General features: G+C 57.2%; 15 protein-coding genes and 1 pseudogene. 8 read left to right on the top strand and 8 right to left on the bottom strand.

The features are described from left to right. Window positions 1-92: 92 nt before the first annotated feature. The gene (locus NW843_RS04385) at window positions 93-833 is read right to left on the bottom strand and encodes an urease accessory protein UreF (protein WP_414352004.1); all 741 of its coding nucleotides are present in this window, start codon (window positions 831-833) and stop codon (window positions 93-95) included. A gap of 12 nt (window positions 834-845) precedes the next feature. Further along, entirely contained in the window at window positions 846-1,418 is a 573-nt protein-coding gene (hpf, locus tag NW843_RS04390; RefSeq protein ID WP_011434101.1) for a ribosome hibernation-promoting factor, HPF/YfiA family, read from the bottom strand. A gap of 879 nt (window positions 1,419-2,297) precedes the next feature. Here hpf and NW843_RS04395 point away from each other — a divergent pair. From NW843_RS04395 to NW843_RS04410, 4 genes are all read left to right on the top strand, one after another. After that, a complete protein-coding gene (locus tag NW843_RS04395; protein ID WP_369791756.1) occupies window positions 2,298-3,590 on the top strand; it encodes an aminotransferase class I/II-fold pyridoxal phosphate-dependent enzyme in 1,293 nt (430 codons plus the stop codon). 164 nt (window positions 3,591-3,754) lie between these two features. After that, a complete protein-coding gene (locus NW843_RS04400; protein ID WP_414329052.1) occupies window positions 3,755-4,561 on the top strand; it encodes a PPC domain-containing protein in 807 nt (268 codons plus the stop codon). Between the two features lie 329 nt (window positions 4,562-4,890). Continuing rightward, entirely contained in the window at window positions 4,891-5,097 is a 207-nt protein-coding gene (locus NW843_RS04405) for a hypothetical protein (RefSeq protein ID WP_238376795.1), read from the top strand. Window positions 5,098-5,124: 27 nt separating this feature from the next. Further along, entirely contained in the window at window positions 5,125-5,442 is a 318-nt protein-coding gene (locus NW843_RS04410; RefSeq protein WP_011434105.1) for a TMEM14 family protein, read from the top strand. On the opposite strand, the gene hypA is transcribed toward NW843_RS04410, so the two are convergent. The 3 genes and pseudogenes from hypA to argJ form a co-directional block, all read right to left on the bottom strand. Continuing rightward, window positions 5,439-5,837, bottom strand: coding sequence for a hydrogenase maturation nickel metallochaperone HypA (gene hypA, locus NW843_RS04415; RefSeq protein ID WP_011434106.1), 399 nt, complete (start codon window positions 5,835-5,837; stop codon window positions 5,439-5,441). The genes NW843_RS04410 and hypA overlap by 4 nt on opposite strands. A gap of 3 nt (window positions 5,838-5,840) precedes the next feature. Continuing rightward, window positions 5,841-6,365: pseudogene (locus NW843_RS04420) on the bottom strand (arginase family protein); the annotation flags it as partial. Window positions 6,366-6,491: 126 nt separating this feature from the next. Beyond that, on the bottom strand, window positions 6,492-7,709 hold the full coding sequence (argJ, locus tag NW843_RS04425; RefSeq protein WP_414522225.1) for a bifunctional glutamate N-acetyltransferase/amino-acid acetyltransferase ArgJ: 1,218 nt from the start codon (window positions 7,707-7,709) through the stop codon (window positions 6,492-6,494). A 196-nt stretch (window positions 7,710-7,905) separates the two neighbouring features. Between argJ and NW843_RS04430 the strand changes: the two genes are divergently transcribed. Continuing rightward, a complete protein-coding gene (locus NW843_RS04430; protein ID WP_414522220.1) occupies window positions 7,906-8,727 on the top strand; it encodes an ABC transporter ATP-binding protein in 822 nt (273 codons plus the stop codon). A 60-nt stretch (window positions 8,728-8,787) separates the two neighbouring features. Continuing rightward, a complete protein-coding gene (locus NW843_RS04435; protein ID WP_414522221.1) occupies window positions 8,788-9,786 on the top strand; it encodes an ABC transporter permease in 999 nt (332 codons plus the stop codon). 258 nt (window positions 9,787-10,044) lie between these two features. On the opposite strand, the gene NW843_RS04440 is transcribed toward NW843_RS04435, so the two are convergent. Both NW843_RS04440 and NW843_RS04445 read right to left on the bottom strand, forming a co-directional pair. After that, a complete protein-coding gene (locus tag NW843_RS04440; protein ID WP_414522222.1) occupies window positions 10,045-11,058 on the bottom strand; it encodes a phosphate ABC transporter substrate-binding protein in 1,014 nt (337 codons plus the stop codon). Between the two features lie 103 nt (window positions 11,059-11,161). After that, window positions 11,162-13,222: a ribonuclease catalytic domain-containing protein gene (locus NW843_RS04445; RefSeq protein ID WP_414522223.1), complete on the bottom strand. Its 2,061-nt coding sequence runs from the start codon at window positions 13,220-13,222 to the stop codon at window positions 11,162-11,164. A gap of 511 nt (window positions 13,223-13,733) precedes the next feature. Between NW843_RS04445 and NW843_RS04450 the strand changes: the two genes are divergently transcribed. Next, window positions 13,734-14,372, top strand: a complete 639-nt coding sequence (locus NW843_RS04450; RefSeq protein WP_414522224.1) for a response regulator transcription factor — start codon at window positions 13,734-13,736, stop codon at window positions 14,370-14,372. A 572-nt stretch (window positions 14,373-14,944) separates the two neighbouring features. On the opposite strand, the gene NW843_RS04455 is transcribed toward NW843_RS04450, so the two are convergent. After that, window positions 14,945-15,826, bottom strand: a complete 882-nt coding sequence (locus NW843_RS04455) for a LysR family transcriptional regulator (RefSeq protein ID WP_011434114.1) — start codon at window positions 15,824-15,826, stop codon at window positions 14,945-14,947. Window positions 15,827-16,000: 174 nt separating this feature from the next. On the opposite strand from NW843_RS04455, the gene NW843_RS04460 reads away from it, so the two are divergent. Further along, window positions 16,001-16,465, top strand: a complete 465-nt coding sequence (locus NW843_RS04460; RefSeq protein ID WP_414343843.1) for a redox protein — start codon at window positions 16,001-16,003, stop codon at window positions 16,463-16,465. The last annotated feature ends 37 nt before the right edge of the window (window positions 16,466-16,502 follow it).

The raw sequence follows: 16,502 nt of genomic DNA on the forward strand, positions 1-16,502 counted from the left end.
ACCCTACGGGTACAGTGCGGGGCTCCTGCGATTTCTAGCTGAACTCCCCTCTCCCTCTGGGAGAAGGGTTTAGGGGTGAGGGTTGACGGCTTTCAAGATTGAAAAAGGCGGGAATAGAGGTGTTGGTGGGCTTGACAATCCCGTTCTTGTAGAGGGGTGAAGCTGCTTAGGGGCGGCCAGCCGAGGGAGAGGTTTGGCCTTTCGGCCCGCTTCACAACCGGCAGGATCTCTTGGTGTACCACTGCCTCGATGGGCTCGTACAACTGAGCCAATAGGCTTTGCCCCTCGGTATGCCCCAAAGGTACCAGACGCACCGCTGCCGAGACCAGCCCAGTGAGGGAGGAGAACAAGAAGGCACGCAGGGTATCTTCCAACCCAATGCCCGCCTGAGCGCAGATCCAGCCAAACACCACGGAATGATGCAGTGGATCCCCCTCTGCCTTGGGGACAGAGATTCCCCAGGTGCGTTCTGCCAGTTGAGCTAGGCGTTTCCCCAAATCTAGGCTGGCTTGGCGCGGCTCTGCCGCCCAACGGGTTGCTTGCAGCTGTTGCTGCAGCTTCTCCACTCCCGACTCGGATCCCAATCGGGATAGACGATGGGCCAAGGCACAGGCTCTGCCCTCGGTGGGGGCTAAGCCCATGTGCAAAACCCCCAACAGGTACTGCTGCACCCCAGCCCGATCGCGAAGTTGACCCGCTTGAACGGCAGCTTCCAAGCCCCAGGAGTGGGAATAAGCCCCAATCGGCAGGGCAGAATCGGTGAGCTGTAGCAACAGATAGAAAGTGCCGCTGGATCCTGGAGAAGTAAGTTGGGAGGAGAGCTCACCACGCATCTTCACCAAGCCTTAGCGGGGGCGGATCAGGCCATAGCCGCCATGGTTGCGGACGTAGATAACGTTGATCTCGCCATTTTCGATATTGCGGAAAACGTAGAAGTCGTGATCCACTAGCTCCAACTGGTGCAACGCTTCCTGAACCGTCATGGGTGGCATGGCGAAGTACTTGGTGCGCACCACCTCTGCCGGTAACTCCGCTTGCCGTTCCGTATTTAGCGGATCGGTGACGGGCTGCTGGGCCACTGCCACGGAGGTTTTGGGGGTGTGGCGGACGCGGTGAATGCCGTTCCGTTCTTTGTATTTGCGCAACTTGCGGGCCAGCTTGTCGGCCACACGGTCGATGCTGGCATAGAGGTTTTCGCTGCTTTCTTCCGCCCGGATCACGGTGCCATTGGCGTAGACGGTCACTTCGGCAGATTGGCTGGCACTGATACGGGGGTTGCGGGCTACCGATAGATTGACATCAACCTCACTGGTGATCTGGGCAAAATGACTGACAGCACGCTCAATTTTTTCTTGAACGTAGCTGCGGATGGCGTCGGTAATCTCGACGTTTTTCCCTTGGATCACAAGCTTAGTCATGAGGACTCTCCCAGTCATGTCGGTTTATACCTGAGATAGCGCCTCATCCCCACCCGGGATCCCTCTAACTCTGGAAAGCGATCCCAGCTCACAGGCGACGTCAGCCCTTTAATTGGCAAAAATGGAGCCCTGTCATCAAGGGTGAGCAGATCGGCTTTGGGAGTGGCACTAACCTCTTGGGTTAAGTCTAGGTTAACATCTCGCTCAAGGATCTCTGCCAGAGGTTAAGAATAAATTTAGGCTCTCTTAATGTTTCAGAGATGTTGAATTCCAGATTTTCCCGAATCGCAGGAGCTCTGTAGAGAAGCGGGATCCCCGCCCTGCAAGACATGCACTTCTATTGGCTGTGTTGAGTGTCTTTGGGAAAGGTTTTTTAGAGTTTAAGTTGCAAGTTCCTCAGTCAAAAGCCAAATCTATCATCAAACCCATAGACAGATCTAGCCTGCTAAAAATCTTCCTGAGCTGGATTTTGAGTTGGTTAAACAATGTCTCTAACTCTGACCTGTTTTTGAGAGACTGAAGGTGGGCCGTATTGCCCATAAGCTCGGCAATCCAGATGCTTCAGCTTTCCTCCAGGGTATGTTGGTATTATCCTACAGCCTAGCAGCATCTTGATTGGATAGCCATTGACAGCAAAAATGAAGGGATATTGATATAAATTAAGCTTTTTATCGATTTTTTATCAATATGAGGCTTTCGACTTGAGAGATGGTGTTGTTGTCGGTATTAGCTTTGACAAGCCTGTTGTTCACTGTTCCATGCTGTAAGGTTTCTATCGGAGAGCTACATAAGTACATAAGAACTTGGAACTCGGTTCTGCCGCTGCAGTCACCTTGAGGAGCGGTGGGGAGAAGGCCAACTCTTTCCGGGGTGGCTGAAATGCTACCCTCGAAACCAGCTTGGTGTGCAAAAGGTGGGGCAGACTGGGTGGGCGGAGGGATCCCGTTGAAGGCGGCAGAGCTTTTAGACAGAGCAGAAGAGGCTCTACAGGAGCAGTTTCAGGCGGTGGAGAAGACCCTCAGAGAGAACCTGGCGCGGGTGCTGCGGGCCTTTCGCGACCAGCGGGTGGGATCCCATCACTTTGCCGGGGTGTCGGGGTATGGCCACGACGACCAGGGGCGGCAGGTTTTGGATCGGGTGTTTGCCCAGATTATGGGCTGTGAGGCAGCAGTGGTGCGGCTGCAGATGGTGTCTGGTACCCATGCCATTGCCTGTGCTTTGTTTGGGGTGCTGCGTCCGGGGGATGAGCTGCTGGCGATTACCGGCCCCCCTTACGACACCCTTGAGGAGGTTATCGGCCTGCGGGGTTCCGGGCGGGGATCCCTACGGGAGTTTGGCATCGGTTACCGCCAGTTGGATTTGCGGGAGGGAACTGTCGATTGGCAGGCCCTGAAAACCGCCCTCAGACCGCAAACCCGCTTGGTTCACATTCAGCGGTCCTGTGGCTACGATTGGCGGCCCAGCTTTTCCATTGCCCAGATTGCCGAGATGATCCAAATGGTCAAAGCGCAAAACCCCGAAGTTGTGGTTTTTGTGGACAATTGCTACGGCGAATTTGTGGAAACCCAGGAGCCAACCCATGTGGGCGCAGATCTGATTGCCGGATCCCTGATCAAAAATCCGGGGGGCACCCTTGTTCCCGCAGGGGGCTATGTGGCCGGGCGGGCAGAGCTGGTGGAGCAAGCCGCTTGTCGGTTAACGGCTCCGGGCATTGGTTCGGAGGGGGGGGCAACTCTAGATCTCAACCGCCTTCTGTTTCAAGGCTTGTTCTTGGCCCCGCAGATGGTGGCCGAAGCGGTGAAGATCGCCCATCTGGCGGCGCAGGTGTTTTCTGATCTGGGCTACCCGGTCTCGCCTCTGCCTCAAGCTCCTCGCACCGATATCATCCAGGCCATTCAATTGGGATCCCCGCAAAAGCTGCAGGCCTTTTGCCACGCCATTCAAAACAGTTCTCCTGTGGATTCCTACCTCACCCCAGTTCCGGAGGTGATGCCCGGTTATGCAGACCCGGTGGTGATGGCAGCAGGCACCTTTATTGCCGGGAGCAGCGCCGAGCTGTCTGCCGATGGGCCGATGCGGGATCCCTACACCGTCTACTTGCAGGGGGGAACCCATCTCTACCATGGGCGGCTGGCCCTAGAAGCCGTCTTGCAAGCTTGGGAAACCCTGTAGGCCAACAGTTTGCTCTCGGCTGAAACAGCAAGGAAGGGGCAAGCCAACAACCTCAAAACTCAGCACGAAGTTGGCAGAAGTTGTCGTCTCTGGCCAACCTTTTCCCTCAATCAGGGGGTAGGATCAGTCCACAGTGGCCATTCTTCAGAGAGGGATCCCTTCCGATGTTGAGCTGGTATCGTTCTTGCGCATCTCCTCGCCGTTGGGGATCCCGTTTGACTCTGGCTCTGGTGGCATTGGGGTTGGCCGGCGGCTGTCGGCTGCTGGATCGGGTGGGAGAGAGAGGCTTGCCGGTGGGATCTGCGCTGACCCGTTCTGCTCTGTGGAGAGGCAGCCAAACCGTGACGGGAGCGCTGGAGGTGGGAGATCAAGTCAGCCGCCAGTACGGCAGCTTTTGGGATGGGATCCCCGTCACCGCTGAGCCGGGGCAGATTTTAATTGCGGCCCTAGAGAGCGAAGATTTTGATGCTTATCTGGAGCTGGTGGACGGCCAAGGGCGGGTGATTGGCTTTGACGATGACTCTGGCCTGGATGTGAATGCCCTGTTGGCAGTGCGTCTGCCGGAGGGAGGCACCTATACCCTGCGGGCCACCAGCTTTGAGCCGGAATCCACCGGCAACTACCGGCTCACCTATATCCTCACCCAGGTAGATTGGCAGGAAAGCCTATCGGGCCGTCTGCAGGAGGGATCCCTTCAGCATCCCGAGGATGGCAGTTGGATGGACGAATATCCCATTGCCGCCCGCGCCGGCCAGATCCTGATCGCTTCCATGACCAGCTCCGATTTCGATGCCTTTTTGCAGCTGCTGGATCCCAGTGGAGAAGTCAGGGCTTGGGATGATGACCAAGGGGGTGGAACCGATGCTCTGATGATTGCCTTTCTGCCCCGCACCGGCACTTATACCCTGCGGGCCAACACCCATAAGCCACGAGAAGAAGGAGCCTATAGGTTACAGTACGCCTTGCGCTAGTCCCTGCTCGCCCAGATTCCCTGTCTTACAGCTTGGATAAGGGGGCTTGTGAACCTTCTGATGCTGATGTCGAGATTTTGACAGGAATCATCGTTTTTTAACGCCTAATGTTGATATATGTCAGGAGTTGCCAGTTTACCTTCCTAAGATCCTCACAAAGCCAGAAGGGGCACTGCTTGCTGAGCTTTGTGGGAAAGCATAACATCTTATCCTAAGTTGTGACGGAGCTGAAATATTGTCCTCGGGGATGAGGTCTTTTTTCTAGAATCGAATCGATGGCCTAGACCATTCTTTTGCAGTTCAGCCCCTATCTCCACAAAATGGATGCCATGACTCCTGAAATGGTACGCCAGTTTTGGTCTTTGGTCAGCGAGATTGGCAGGCCAGATTGGCTCACAAAGCGTGACGATGACTTGGTGAACCTGCTTCTGAGCGCCTGTCAGAAAAAACACGCCCTCAGCAGTGTCGATGCCTCAATTCTCAATCGCTACATCAGCATTCGCTTGCCCTTGATTCGCGATATCCTCGTGGATTAAACCTAGAGAGGACAAGGTTTTCCCATCATGCTGGCCGCACAAATCACCTTGCTGGTCTACGGGGCACTGCTTTTGGTGGGCGGAGCAATCGGCTATAGCAAAGGCAAAAGCTCCAAGTCTCTCATCGGGGGGCTGGTTGGGGCCGCCCTCAGCGGAGTCAGCTATGGGCTGCTGGGGGTGGATCCCCGCTGGGGGCTGGGCTTGGGCCTGGGGACGACAGTGCTGGGATCTATCGTATTCGCCCTGCGCTACCGCAAAACCCGAACGTTAATGCCTGCCGGCTTGATGTTCATCCTCAGCTTGGGAGCAGCTGTCCTTCTGGGACTTAGCTTTGGAGCGGCCTAGGCGACTTCTGGTTGCGCCGGTGGGGTGAAGTTTGTTGAACATTCGATGTAGTCAATTTCGATGTAGTCAATTTTCAGCTCTCGGCCCGAGCGAATCTCTTCCATCGGGGATCCGCAGTTGGGGCAAGCATAGCGCCGGCCTATTTCTGGCTTGTATTCTTGGCCGCAGGGATGGCAATAGGCAATGAGCGGCGTTTCCCGGATGACCAACTGGGATCCCTGTAGGAAAGTACCCTGGGTTTGTGCGGCATAGGCAAAGGTTAGGCTGGCCGGCTCTACACAGGTGAACTGTCCTACCACCAGGTGCACCCGAGCGATCTGAGGCTGTCCCGGCTGACTTTGCCACCAGTCACGTAGTGTTTGGATCAAGGCGCGGGTCATGTCGGTCTCGTGCATCTCTTACCTCCAGTCGCCGGCCATTTCTGGCGTCGCCTCCGGGTGGATGTAGGCGGGCTTCTCTCGGCGCGGCAGTTGCCCAGATACCACCAAATGGGCCAGCGTATCGCAAATAACTCGGGTGGCCATTAGAGCTGTGATATCGCTAATGTCGTAGGGGGGAGAGACTTCCACCACCTCCAGGCCACAGATCGGTGCTTCCCGCACAATGCGCTTGAGCAAGTAGAGCGCTTCCCGCGGCAGCAGCCCACCCGGCTCTGGCCAGCCTGTACCGGGTACAAAGCCGGCATCGATGCAGTCGATATCGAAGCTGATGTACACACAATCGGTGCCGTCTAGAGCTTTTTCGAGGGCGAAATCGGCGGCTGCATCCAAGCCCATTTCGGTGATGTCGGTAACGGTGAGGATGTGGGTGGCCCGCTCCCGGCACACCTTCACCCCTTGCCGTGGCACTTGCCAGCCGCCAATGCCCAGTTGCACCAGGTTGTGGGCCGGTGCGTTGCGGATGTTGGTGGCATGAAACCAAGGCTAAGCCTCGACTCATTGTTGCCAGCCGGATAGGGAAAGCCTCGCTTCCTTGGCCAGAGCCGCTTGGGCTTCGGTAGAAAAGCCGTTATTTGCGTTCGATTCGGTGGTCATGGTTGGGATCCCCCGTTAGGTGGTGTATTCGGCGTTGATGCGCACGTAATCGTAGCTGAGATCGCAGCCCCAGGCCACGCCCTGGCCGGATCCCTGATGGAGATCCACGGTAAAGGTCACCGGATCCCCTTTCAAGTACTCAGAGGCCGCCTTGCGATCGAAAGCCAGGGGCATTCCCGCCTGCATGAGCAGAAAATCCCCCAGACGGATATCCAACCGGCGGCTGTCGAAGGGGATCCCGGCCCGTCCGGCGGCGGCTGCCACCCGTCCCCAGTTGGGATCGTTGCCAAAAGCTGCCGCCTTCACCAAGGGAGAGCTGGCGATCACACGGGCCATGTGTCGGGCTGCCGCATCATCCACAGCCCCACACACCCGAATTTCCAGCAGCTTGGTAGCTCCTTCCCCATCGCGGGCAATGGCCTTGGCCAGATGAATGCAAACTTGGTTGACCATCTCCGCCAAAGTCTGGGCAGCTTCTGTGCCGGCTTGCAGGGTTGGGATCCCACTTTGGCCGTTGGCCAGAGCCAAGAGCATGTCGTTGGTGCTGGTATCCCCATCCACCGTGATTTGGTTAAAGCTGAGGTCAGCAGCTTGCTTGAGGATCTGCTGCCACAGGCGGGGATCCACAGCCGCGTCACAGGTTAAAAAAGCCAGCATCGTGGCCAAGTTGGGGTGGATCATGCCGGATCCCTTGGCAATGCCCCCGACCCTGACGGTGTACCCGTCGATCTCAGCTTGCAGGGCAACGCTTTTGGTCACCAAGTCGGTGGTGATGATGGCGCGGGCGGCGCTCTCCCCCCCCTCTGGAGAGAGGCTGTCGATAAGGCCGGGCAGGGCTGCTTGGATTTTCGGCATTTCCAGTTGTCGCCCGATGACCCCTGTGGAGGCCGTGAGCACCTGATGGGCCGGGATCCCCAACCGTTCTGCCACCCAGAGGGCCAGTTGGGCATTGTTGCGCTCTCCTTCTTCTCCGGTACAGGCATTGGCTTGCCCAGCATTGCAGAGGATGGCCCGCACCGGCTGCTGTTGGGCGAGGATCCCTTGGTTGTAGGTAACACAGGCTGCTTTGACCTGATTGGTGGTAAAAACGCCTGCCCCAACCGCATCGCACTCGGAAACGATCAAAGCCAGATCCGCAGCTCCTGAGGGCTTGAGGCCAGCGGCCACTCCAGCGGCTCGAAATCCTCGCGGGGCTGTAACAGCACCTGCAACCGGTTTAAATGGGGATCCCATGTGTTCCTTGGCCAGAGGGTGGTCGGCAACATCATACCGACTTGCTGCTCCGATTTGGGTCATCGCAAGCTTTCCGTGAGAAACTCTCTGGAAACCGGTTCTGAGGGAAAGAGTTGTAGTTACGCCTACCAAGCAGAGGCGGCAGAGAGGGTTATTTTGAAAGTGTGTGCTTCCTCCGCTCCGGGAATTGCCAGCCATGCCCACCCCTGTCATTACCCTCAACCATGTCAGCAAGGTCTATTCCAATGGCACGGTGGCTTTGCAGGACATGAATATAACCATCCAAGAAGAGCAGTTTGTCAGCTTGGTGGGGCCATCCGGCTGTGGGAAAAGCACGGTGCTGCGGTTGGTGGCGGGTCTGGGGCATCTGACCACAGGCTCTATCGAATGGGGGCAAAGTTTTGAGAAGAACGCCCCCCAGGGGGAGCCCAAGTTGGCCTTTGTGTTTCAGGAACCGGCCCTTATGCCTTGGGCAACGGTGATGGACAATGTGCGTCTGCCCTTGAAGTTGGCAGGTGAGCCCAAGCCAAAAGCCGATCGAGATGTCTTGGAAGCTCTACAACGGGTGGGCCTGCAGGGGTTTGAGCGCAGTTTTCCCCGCGAGCTATCGGGCGGCATGCGCATGCGGGTTTCCATTGCTCGCGCCCTGGTAACCAAGCCGCAGGTGTTGCTGATGGATGAACCCTTCGGAGCTCTGGATGAAATCACCCGCAGCAAGTTGAACAGCGACCTGTTGGAGCTGTGGCAAGAAAAGCGCTGGACGGTGCTCTTCGTTACCCACAACATTTACGAGGCCGTCTACCTGTCCAACCGCGTGGTGGTGATGGCGGCTCGCCCAGGGCGGGTGATAGCCGATATTCCCATCGATGCGCCCTATCCCCGCTCGGAAGACTTTCGCACCTCTTCCCTTTACAACAACTACTGCCGTGAAGTGTCGGCCCGTCTGCAGGAAGCTATGCACGGCTCAGCTCAGGATCCCCCCTATTTGCGCCCCCTCTCTGCCGGACGTTTGCGCTGATGGGATCCCTTGCTTGACAGTGCTCCCTTGACTCTCTATTGCGTATCTCAACTTCACGATATGTTCGACCCGTTTGTCCACCTTCTCGACCCATTGCGCCGCTGGCTGGGATCCCTTGTTGGCTTGGGGGAGAGCTGGCCTCTCCATTGGCCGGATTGGTCTCTGCCCAAGCTGACCGGCGCAGTTGGAGAAAAACTCGGATCCCAACCCACGGATGAGGCAGACATACCGAGTGCCGGCTCAGGGGTGCCTGCAAAGGGGTTGAATCTGGGCCGTTGGTTCAACCTGGAAGTGATTGCCCCCCTTATCGTCGGGATCCTCTTCTTGGTGGGCTGGGAAGTGGCGGTGCGGGTAACGGGAGTGCCCCACTACCTCTTGCCGGGGCCGATTTTGGTGGTGCAAACCCTCATCCGCGACTGGGGAACGCTTTTTCCTTCCCTGTTGATCACTGTGCAAATTACGGTGGTGGCCTTTTTGGCTGCCACAGTGTCGGGGCTTTTGGTCGCGATTGTGTTCACCCAGAGCAAGTGGATTGAGCGCAGCTTTTTCCCCTATGCGGTGATTTTACAGACGATGCCCATTGTCTCCATCGCCCCGCTGATCATCATTTGGCTGCGCAACAACACCTTTGCCGCGATGGTGGTGTGCGCCTGGATTGTGGCTTTTTTCCCGATTCTTTCCAACACCACTCTGGGGCTGAACAGCGTCGATCACAACCTGCTCAACCTGTTCCAACTGTACAAGGCCAACCGCTGGCAAACGTTGATCTACTTGCGGCTACCCAGTGCCATGCCCTATTTCATGGGGGGCCTGCGCATCAGCGGTGGCCTCTCTTTGATTGGGGCGGTGGTGGCGGAGTTTGTTGCCGGTACTGGCGGGCAGCGGGCCGGGATCGCCTACCAGATCTTGATCTCCAGCTTCAACCTGCAGGTGCCCCGCATGTTTGCGGCCTTGATCTTGGTCACCGGCTTGGGGATCCTGATCTTTATTTCCTTGAGTGCTCTATCCGACCGGGTGTTGGGCAAGTGGCATGAGAGCGCTGTGCGCCGAGAGAACTGAAAAATTGAACTTTGGTGAAAATTAGGGCCCCCTCTCTAACATCTAGGGTCATTTGGATTCAAACTAGGACGCTGCACCCACCCCTAAAACGTTGAACGCACGCGGCCAAAGGCTTTTCTCAATAGCTCAGGCGCCTCACTCTAACCTGAAACGACTAAGTGCCTTGAATAGGAGCAGGTGGAAGGCGTCTTCTGGAAAAGCCCAGAGATATCGCTGCGCTTGCTGTCGGCGGCTATCTCAGATGCTATTTTTGGGTTGCTATCGGAGGGGGATGAACTCAGTGCGGCCAATGATTTGCTGGCCTTGATCCGAGAGCGCGTAGTTGATGAAATCGGCCACCACAGGGCTAGTCCTCTGAGGTGCCACCAAAAACACATTCCGCGCCAAGGGGTAGCTGCCCCTCTGGATGGCCTCACGGGTGGGCATCTGGCCGTCGATGGGCACAATCCGCACCGTTTGCTGGTTTTGCACCTGATCGACAGTGCTGTAGGTGATGCCATCTTCTCCCAAAGCCCGCAGCAGCGGGGTGGTGACATCTTCTGTGGCGGTGGTGAAGTAGGGAGGGTTATCGGGAGCGAAGGGCAGCCCCAACAACACGAGTTCTTGGAAAACGCTGTAGGTGCCGCTCTGGGGGGCGCGATTGAGGACCCGAATCCGCCGATCCGGGCCGCCCACCTGGCTCCAATTGGTGATCCGACCCTGGAAGATATCGGCCAATTGCTGCAGCGTCAGTCCTCCTTTGTAGGGGTTGTTCACCCCCACCGCCACCGCCAGGGCATCTTTGGCCACCGGGATCGCCTGTAGACCCGCCTGCACTTCGCTGGCATTGAGGGGGCGGGAGCTAGCGGCCATCTGGATGCGACCTTCCATCAGGGCCTTCAGGCCGGCATTGGATCCATTGGGCTTGCCATCCGGGATCCCATAGGTGAGGGGAATGCCGGGGTTGCGCTGGGTGTAGCCTCCCTTCAGGGCAAAGACGATCCGGATCATCGTGACGCTGCCATCCATCTGGAGCACTGCTGGGTTGGGCAGAGAAGTATCCAGATTAACGGCGTTGGCAGGCGGGTTGGGTACCTGGGCCTGAGGGGGGTTGGGCGCTGTTGGGGCTTGGGGCCGGGCAGCTGGAATCTGGCTGGGGATAGGAGGCGTGTTCCCTCTATTCAGGAATGAGTCCAACAGGCCGGAACGATAGGCATACCAGCCGCCGCCTCCCAGTATCGCGAACAAAAGAATGTAAACGATTGGAGGTGGGCCGGAAGGTCGTGCAGTCATGGGATCCCTCCTAAAGAAAATTCACGATCCAGACTTTTGAGACTTCCCCCTCTGTTGTATCAGCTATCCGCGCAGATTGGGTGAGCAGCAGGTTAAGGTGCATCTATCCGCACATGGCCGCCTCTCGTCCCACCTCGCGCAGCTCGATCACATCCGCACGGGGATCCGCCTGCACAACTTCCAACTCGATCCAAGCCCCCAGAGGAGTTTGGCGTTCTAGGCGCACCGGTACCCGAAAGGCAATCTCATCCAGCATGGCCAACACCAAGTTTTCCTGCTCGCGCAGGTAGCCCAAGACCAAGGCCCGCCAAGTTTGCCCCGGTCGCAGGCGCAGGTATTCGATGCTCCAGTAGCGCTTGGATTTCCGCTCCACCTGGTTGGCCTCTACGGTGCCCGGCTCAATCCCCACCAGCAACTGCTGCACATCCGCCTCCGTCAAGGGCAAGGGATCCCCGCGCAAAAAGGCCTTGATCTGGTAGTGGGCCACCAAGTCCAGGTAGCGCCGAATCGGGGAGGTAACCTGACAGTAGGCATCGAGACCCAGCCCTGTATGTCGCCCTGGCTGGGTGGCTACTTCCGCCCGCGATAGACAGCGCATGATCGCAAAAGACCGAACCGGCCCCTGAGGGTACCTATCCAGCACTTCGGGTGGGGGTAAGTCGGGAGCCGGCTGCAGACGATAGGGCACCGGGATCCCATTTTGGCTGGCGAAGCGAGCCGCCACCTCGCCGGTGAGCACCATCATTTCCGCCACCATCTGCCGCGCAGGAGTATCCTCGATTACCCGGAGGTGGGGGATCTCGTCGATGACCTTGATATCTTGCTCCGGCAGGCCGATCTGAATGGCCCCCTGAGCCATGCGCCACCCATAACGCCACTGGGCTGCCCGGGCAATGGCTGTCAGTTGAGCCTCTGCCCCCAACTCCAACATTTCATCGGCATCTTCGTAGGTGAGGCGGTAGGTCACTTTGATCTGGCTGAGGCAAATCTTGGAATCGCGGATCTGGCCGTCGGATCCCAGTAGAATGCCAAAGCTAAGGGCAGGCCGCACCTCTCCCTGCACCAAGCTCATCGGGCCAGTGGACAACTCCGGCGGGAACATCGGGATCACCCGCTCCGGCAAATAGACACTGGTGCCACGCTTGCGGGCTTCCAAATCGAGGGGATCCCCCCACTGCACCCAACAACTGGGATCAGCGATGTGGATCCAGAGCTTCACCGCGTCATCCGACCAGAACTCGACGCTGAGGGCATCGTCAATGTCGCGGGTGCTGGCATCATCGATGGTGTAGGTGTGGAGGTGGGTGAGATCCTGCCGCAGGTGGGGATCCCAGAAAGAGGGAGGCTGGCTGAGCAGGGCTTGGGTGTATCGCTCCACCGCCTTCGGGAACTGGGTTGGGATCCCGGTGAGGCGCAGGGCCAGGTTCTCGTGGCGGCTCCACAGCCCCAGAGCCACCAAAGCCTCAAAGGCCCCCTGCGGAGTGTCAGGAAACCCCATCAGCTCCAGCAGTTGCGAGGCCCGTTCCCGATCCGACGGGTTGAGATTGGAAGAGAGATCCTCGTGGCTGCGAATGGCTGCCGCCGCTCCCTGTAAGGCCAGGCGTTCCAGCACCTCCAGGCGGGCCCGCTCGGCAGGAGTCCAGGGATACCCTTGGCCGGGATGAGCCAGAGCCTCCCGCAGGTGGGCCTCAAACTCTGCTTGTTCCTGCTGCCGTTGTTGGGCGACGGCCATTTGATGGAGGATCTCCTTCACCTGAGCCGGAGTGCGGGGTTCGTAGCTCTCCCCCTTTTGCTTGAAGTAGGTGCGATCCTCGCTCAAGAGGCGGTAGGCGGCATAGGTGGAGACCGGGGAATCATCAGAAAACAACAGCCGAGCCATCTCCGCCAAGCTCAGGGGCTGACGCTCCTCCTGCACCAGTTCCCAGGCCAACGCCAAACTTTCGGGATCCAACTTTGCCTGCACCGCCTGCCAAAAGCCGGGAATGTCGGAAGCCGTGAAGCTGGATCCCCCGTTCAAAGCAAAGGTAATCTGGCGAGGGTGAACACTATGAACCTGCCCAGAAGGCACCCCCAGCAGTAGGTTCTTCTTACCCTCAGTGCCCTGAACCACTGCCAACACACGGTCGTTATTGTAACGAAACTCTACCAGTGTGCCCTTTTCCACCCGTTCTCCTTATGTCGGCTGTCGTCAGATTGCAGGCTCTCTTCCATTCTCCACCAGCTCTGTCCGCCTGCCTACCTGGAAACCCCAGCCAGAAGACATACGGGCACTTGAATAGGTAGCAGATGTTAGATATATCGGTACTTAAGCATATAGGTATGTGATATATAGACACACGAGATACAAATTTTTGGGTAGATTGCGGTTATGTGTTGGGCACTGCGATTTCAGAGCAGAGGCCAGCTCTGCCAAGTTCCTGGGATGAGGTTACCAACTGGAGTCCCTAAATTGCGTAGAGGTACTGTTGCCAACGTTTCCCAAGTATGTATTTCCACTTCCATGTGTGATATCCTAGGCTCTAGGGGTAAGGCACAGTTACCATAGGCTGCTCCCCAATTGAGCAAGCAAAAGGGTGGTACTCAAGAGTCGTTTCCCTACAGTGAAAGTCACGGAAACAGGAGATTCCGTATTTCTTCACCTAAAACTTTTTAGCTTAGCGCTCAAAAGGTAAACCGTGGACAACCCAAAGCGACTGTTGCTCATCGACGACGATCCGAACTTGATCCTTCTGGCAAAGGATTACTTGGAGTTTCGCGGCTACGAAGTGGTGGCGGCGAGCAACGGTCTGGAGGGGTTGGAAGCGATGCGCCATTTCACACCAGACCTGATCATCTGCGATGTGATGATGCCGGAGATGGATGGCTACACCTTTGTGGAAACCATTCGCTCCAACAGTGCTACGGACTGGATCCCCGTGATTTTTCTGTCGGCGCGTGGGCAGACGGCGGATCGGGTGCGCGGCCTGACCACAGGGGCAGATGTTTACATGGTCAAGCCCTTTGAGCCGGAAGAATTGGTGGCGCAAGTGGAGTCTTCTCTCAAACATACCGAGCGCCTGTTACAAGTGCAGAATGTGGGCATTCAGCCGGTCATAAAACTGGATCGGGAAATTGAACTTACGCCAACGGAAACCAAGGTGATCCAGTACGTGGCCAGGGGCCTGTCCAACCGCGAGATTGCCGAAGTTCTTGGGGTGAGCCAGCGCACCATCGAAAGCCACGTCAGCAACATGCTGGGCAAAACCGGCCTGCACAACCGCACAGAACTGGCCCGCTGGGCAATAGAAAGTGGTCTGGGCAAAAAACCGTTGTAATTCCCGCCACCCCTTTCAACGGCTGGAGAACTCTATCTCCTCGGCGCGATTGGAGATAGGGTAGTGATCGCACTTGAAGGGCAAGGTAACTGGGGTGGGCAAGTCTTTTCAAAAATTGGCGGGGGAGGATCTGCTGGCCTTGCCCCAACGTACATTGGTCGCCGATTTTCACTGCGTTACCCAAAAACTGGGTCTAAAGCCCCGTCCTTCCAGGACAGTTTTTGCCCTGTTGTTGTCATTTTAAACAGGAATGAAACGTTTCCGTTGCATTGCTTCCTAGCTCCTTTCTCCCTCTGGGACAGGATCTAAAGGTGATTGTGGAAGCGGCGTGGAACGTTTGGGCAGCAGCGGGGGTGTCTCAATCTAGTTTGAAATGACTATAGACCTGCAATGATATAGACCTGCAATGAAATAAACCCATGCTGGTCAGGGAAGCCAAACTCCTCAACGCCGCTCCAGCGCCATACCAAGCCTTGGATGAGGCCCTGCCCAGTTTGTCCGCAACCAATGCTTGCGTCACTGGATGGATGAGCGTGGCGTCAACAAAGCTGCCTTGTACTCCCGATGCAATGTTAACTTGGCAACTGGGATGGGTTTCCCCGCAAGGCTTCCAGGAAGGCAAATACTGCAGGCGGATGCAGCGCAGAGGCCAGAACGGCAGCCCCGATCACCCGCTCCAGTGGGATCGGCAGCCGGCGGATCTGGATCCCTTCGGGAATGGGAATGGCGGCCAAGCGGGGCAAGATGGCAGCCCCCAGACCCTGTGCCACCATGTTCACAATGGTGGAGTCTTCCTTCACCAAGTAGGCCACCTTGAGGGTTTGGTGAGCGGCTTCCCAGTGGTTCCGCACCGCGGTGGTGCATTCGGCGTAGTTGTAGAGAATGTAGGAAAAACGGGAAAGATCCTCCCAGGTCAGGGTTTCCGGCAGGGGCCCAAAACTCAGCGGAACCAACACAATGAACTCATCGCGGGCGATCTCCCACGTCTGTAGATCCTCACCAGCCCGCGGCAGAGGCAATAGACCAATATCCACCTGGCCCGATCGCAACAGATGTTCGACAGTGGCCGGATCTTCCTCTGTAAGGGTGAGGGTAATCTGGGGAAATTGTTGGCGGAAGCGGGCGATCACCGGCGGCAGCAAATGGGTTGCAGCACTGCGAAAAGCGGCAACTCGCACATTTCCCCCCCGCAACCCTTTTTCCAGGTTGGCCTCATAATCCATTTGTTCCCGCAGTTGCAGCATTTTGCGGACATGGCGCAGCAGTCGCTCCCCCACCGGGGTTAGGCGCGCCCCAAAGCGACCGCGCACCAGTAGAGTCACCCCCAATTCTTCCTCTAGGCTGGCAATGGCCCGGCTCACCGCCGACTGGGAAATGTGCAATTGCAGAGCGGCATCGCTGAAATTTCCCCGCTCCACCACAGCCACCAGGGTTTGCAGTTGTGAGATGTTCATGGATCCCATCTATTCGATCTGCGCATAGATGTGATGCTATCTCAGGTTTGAACCCTCCGCCGCACCTGACTAAACTACGACATAGCTTCCCCTTCACACTGCGAAACAGCGGGAAACAGTGTGAAAACCTCTTTATCTTCCTGTCGTTGGTCAAGTGTCCCTATGTCGAGATCCATGTTTGCCCTGCTGCCATTCCATCAATTTCGAGATACTCCCGGCGTGCGCTTTTTCGACATCACGGTTGCGCGATCCAACGCCCGCGATTTGGTTTACCACGATGGGCCGGCCATCAGTCCCCCCAATAATCCTCAGGGCTATTGGCAGTTTTATATGCATCCACACCAAGAGGACAACCTACTGGCTCTATGGGGCGGACGGACGTTTTACCTGGTGAATTTTAGCTGGAGGGATCCCTTCCATATTGTGCGCCTGGAAGCGAACCGAGGCATTTTGCGCATTCCTCCCGGCACTTTTCACCGTTCCGTCTCCGATCCAGAGGGATCCATCGTATTGAACCAGGCGGTGCGCGACGAAAAAGCCATCTTGGAAAAAGAATTTCGCATCTACGACAGCAGCCGCATCCCCCGATTGCTGCAGGTGACCTCGGCGCCTGCACCTTTGCCCCGCATTTGTGCGTAAACTACCCGACTCCGACCGCTAAGCGGTACGGAGCGGG

This window comes from Synechococcus sp. R5-12, from assembly GCF_047502655.1.
Taxonomy (GTDB): domain Bacteria; phylum Cyanobacteriota; class Cyanobacteriia; order Thermostichales; family Thermostichaceae; genus Thermostichus.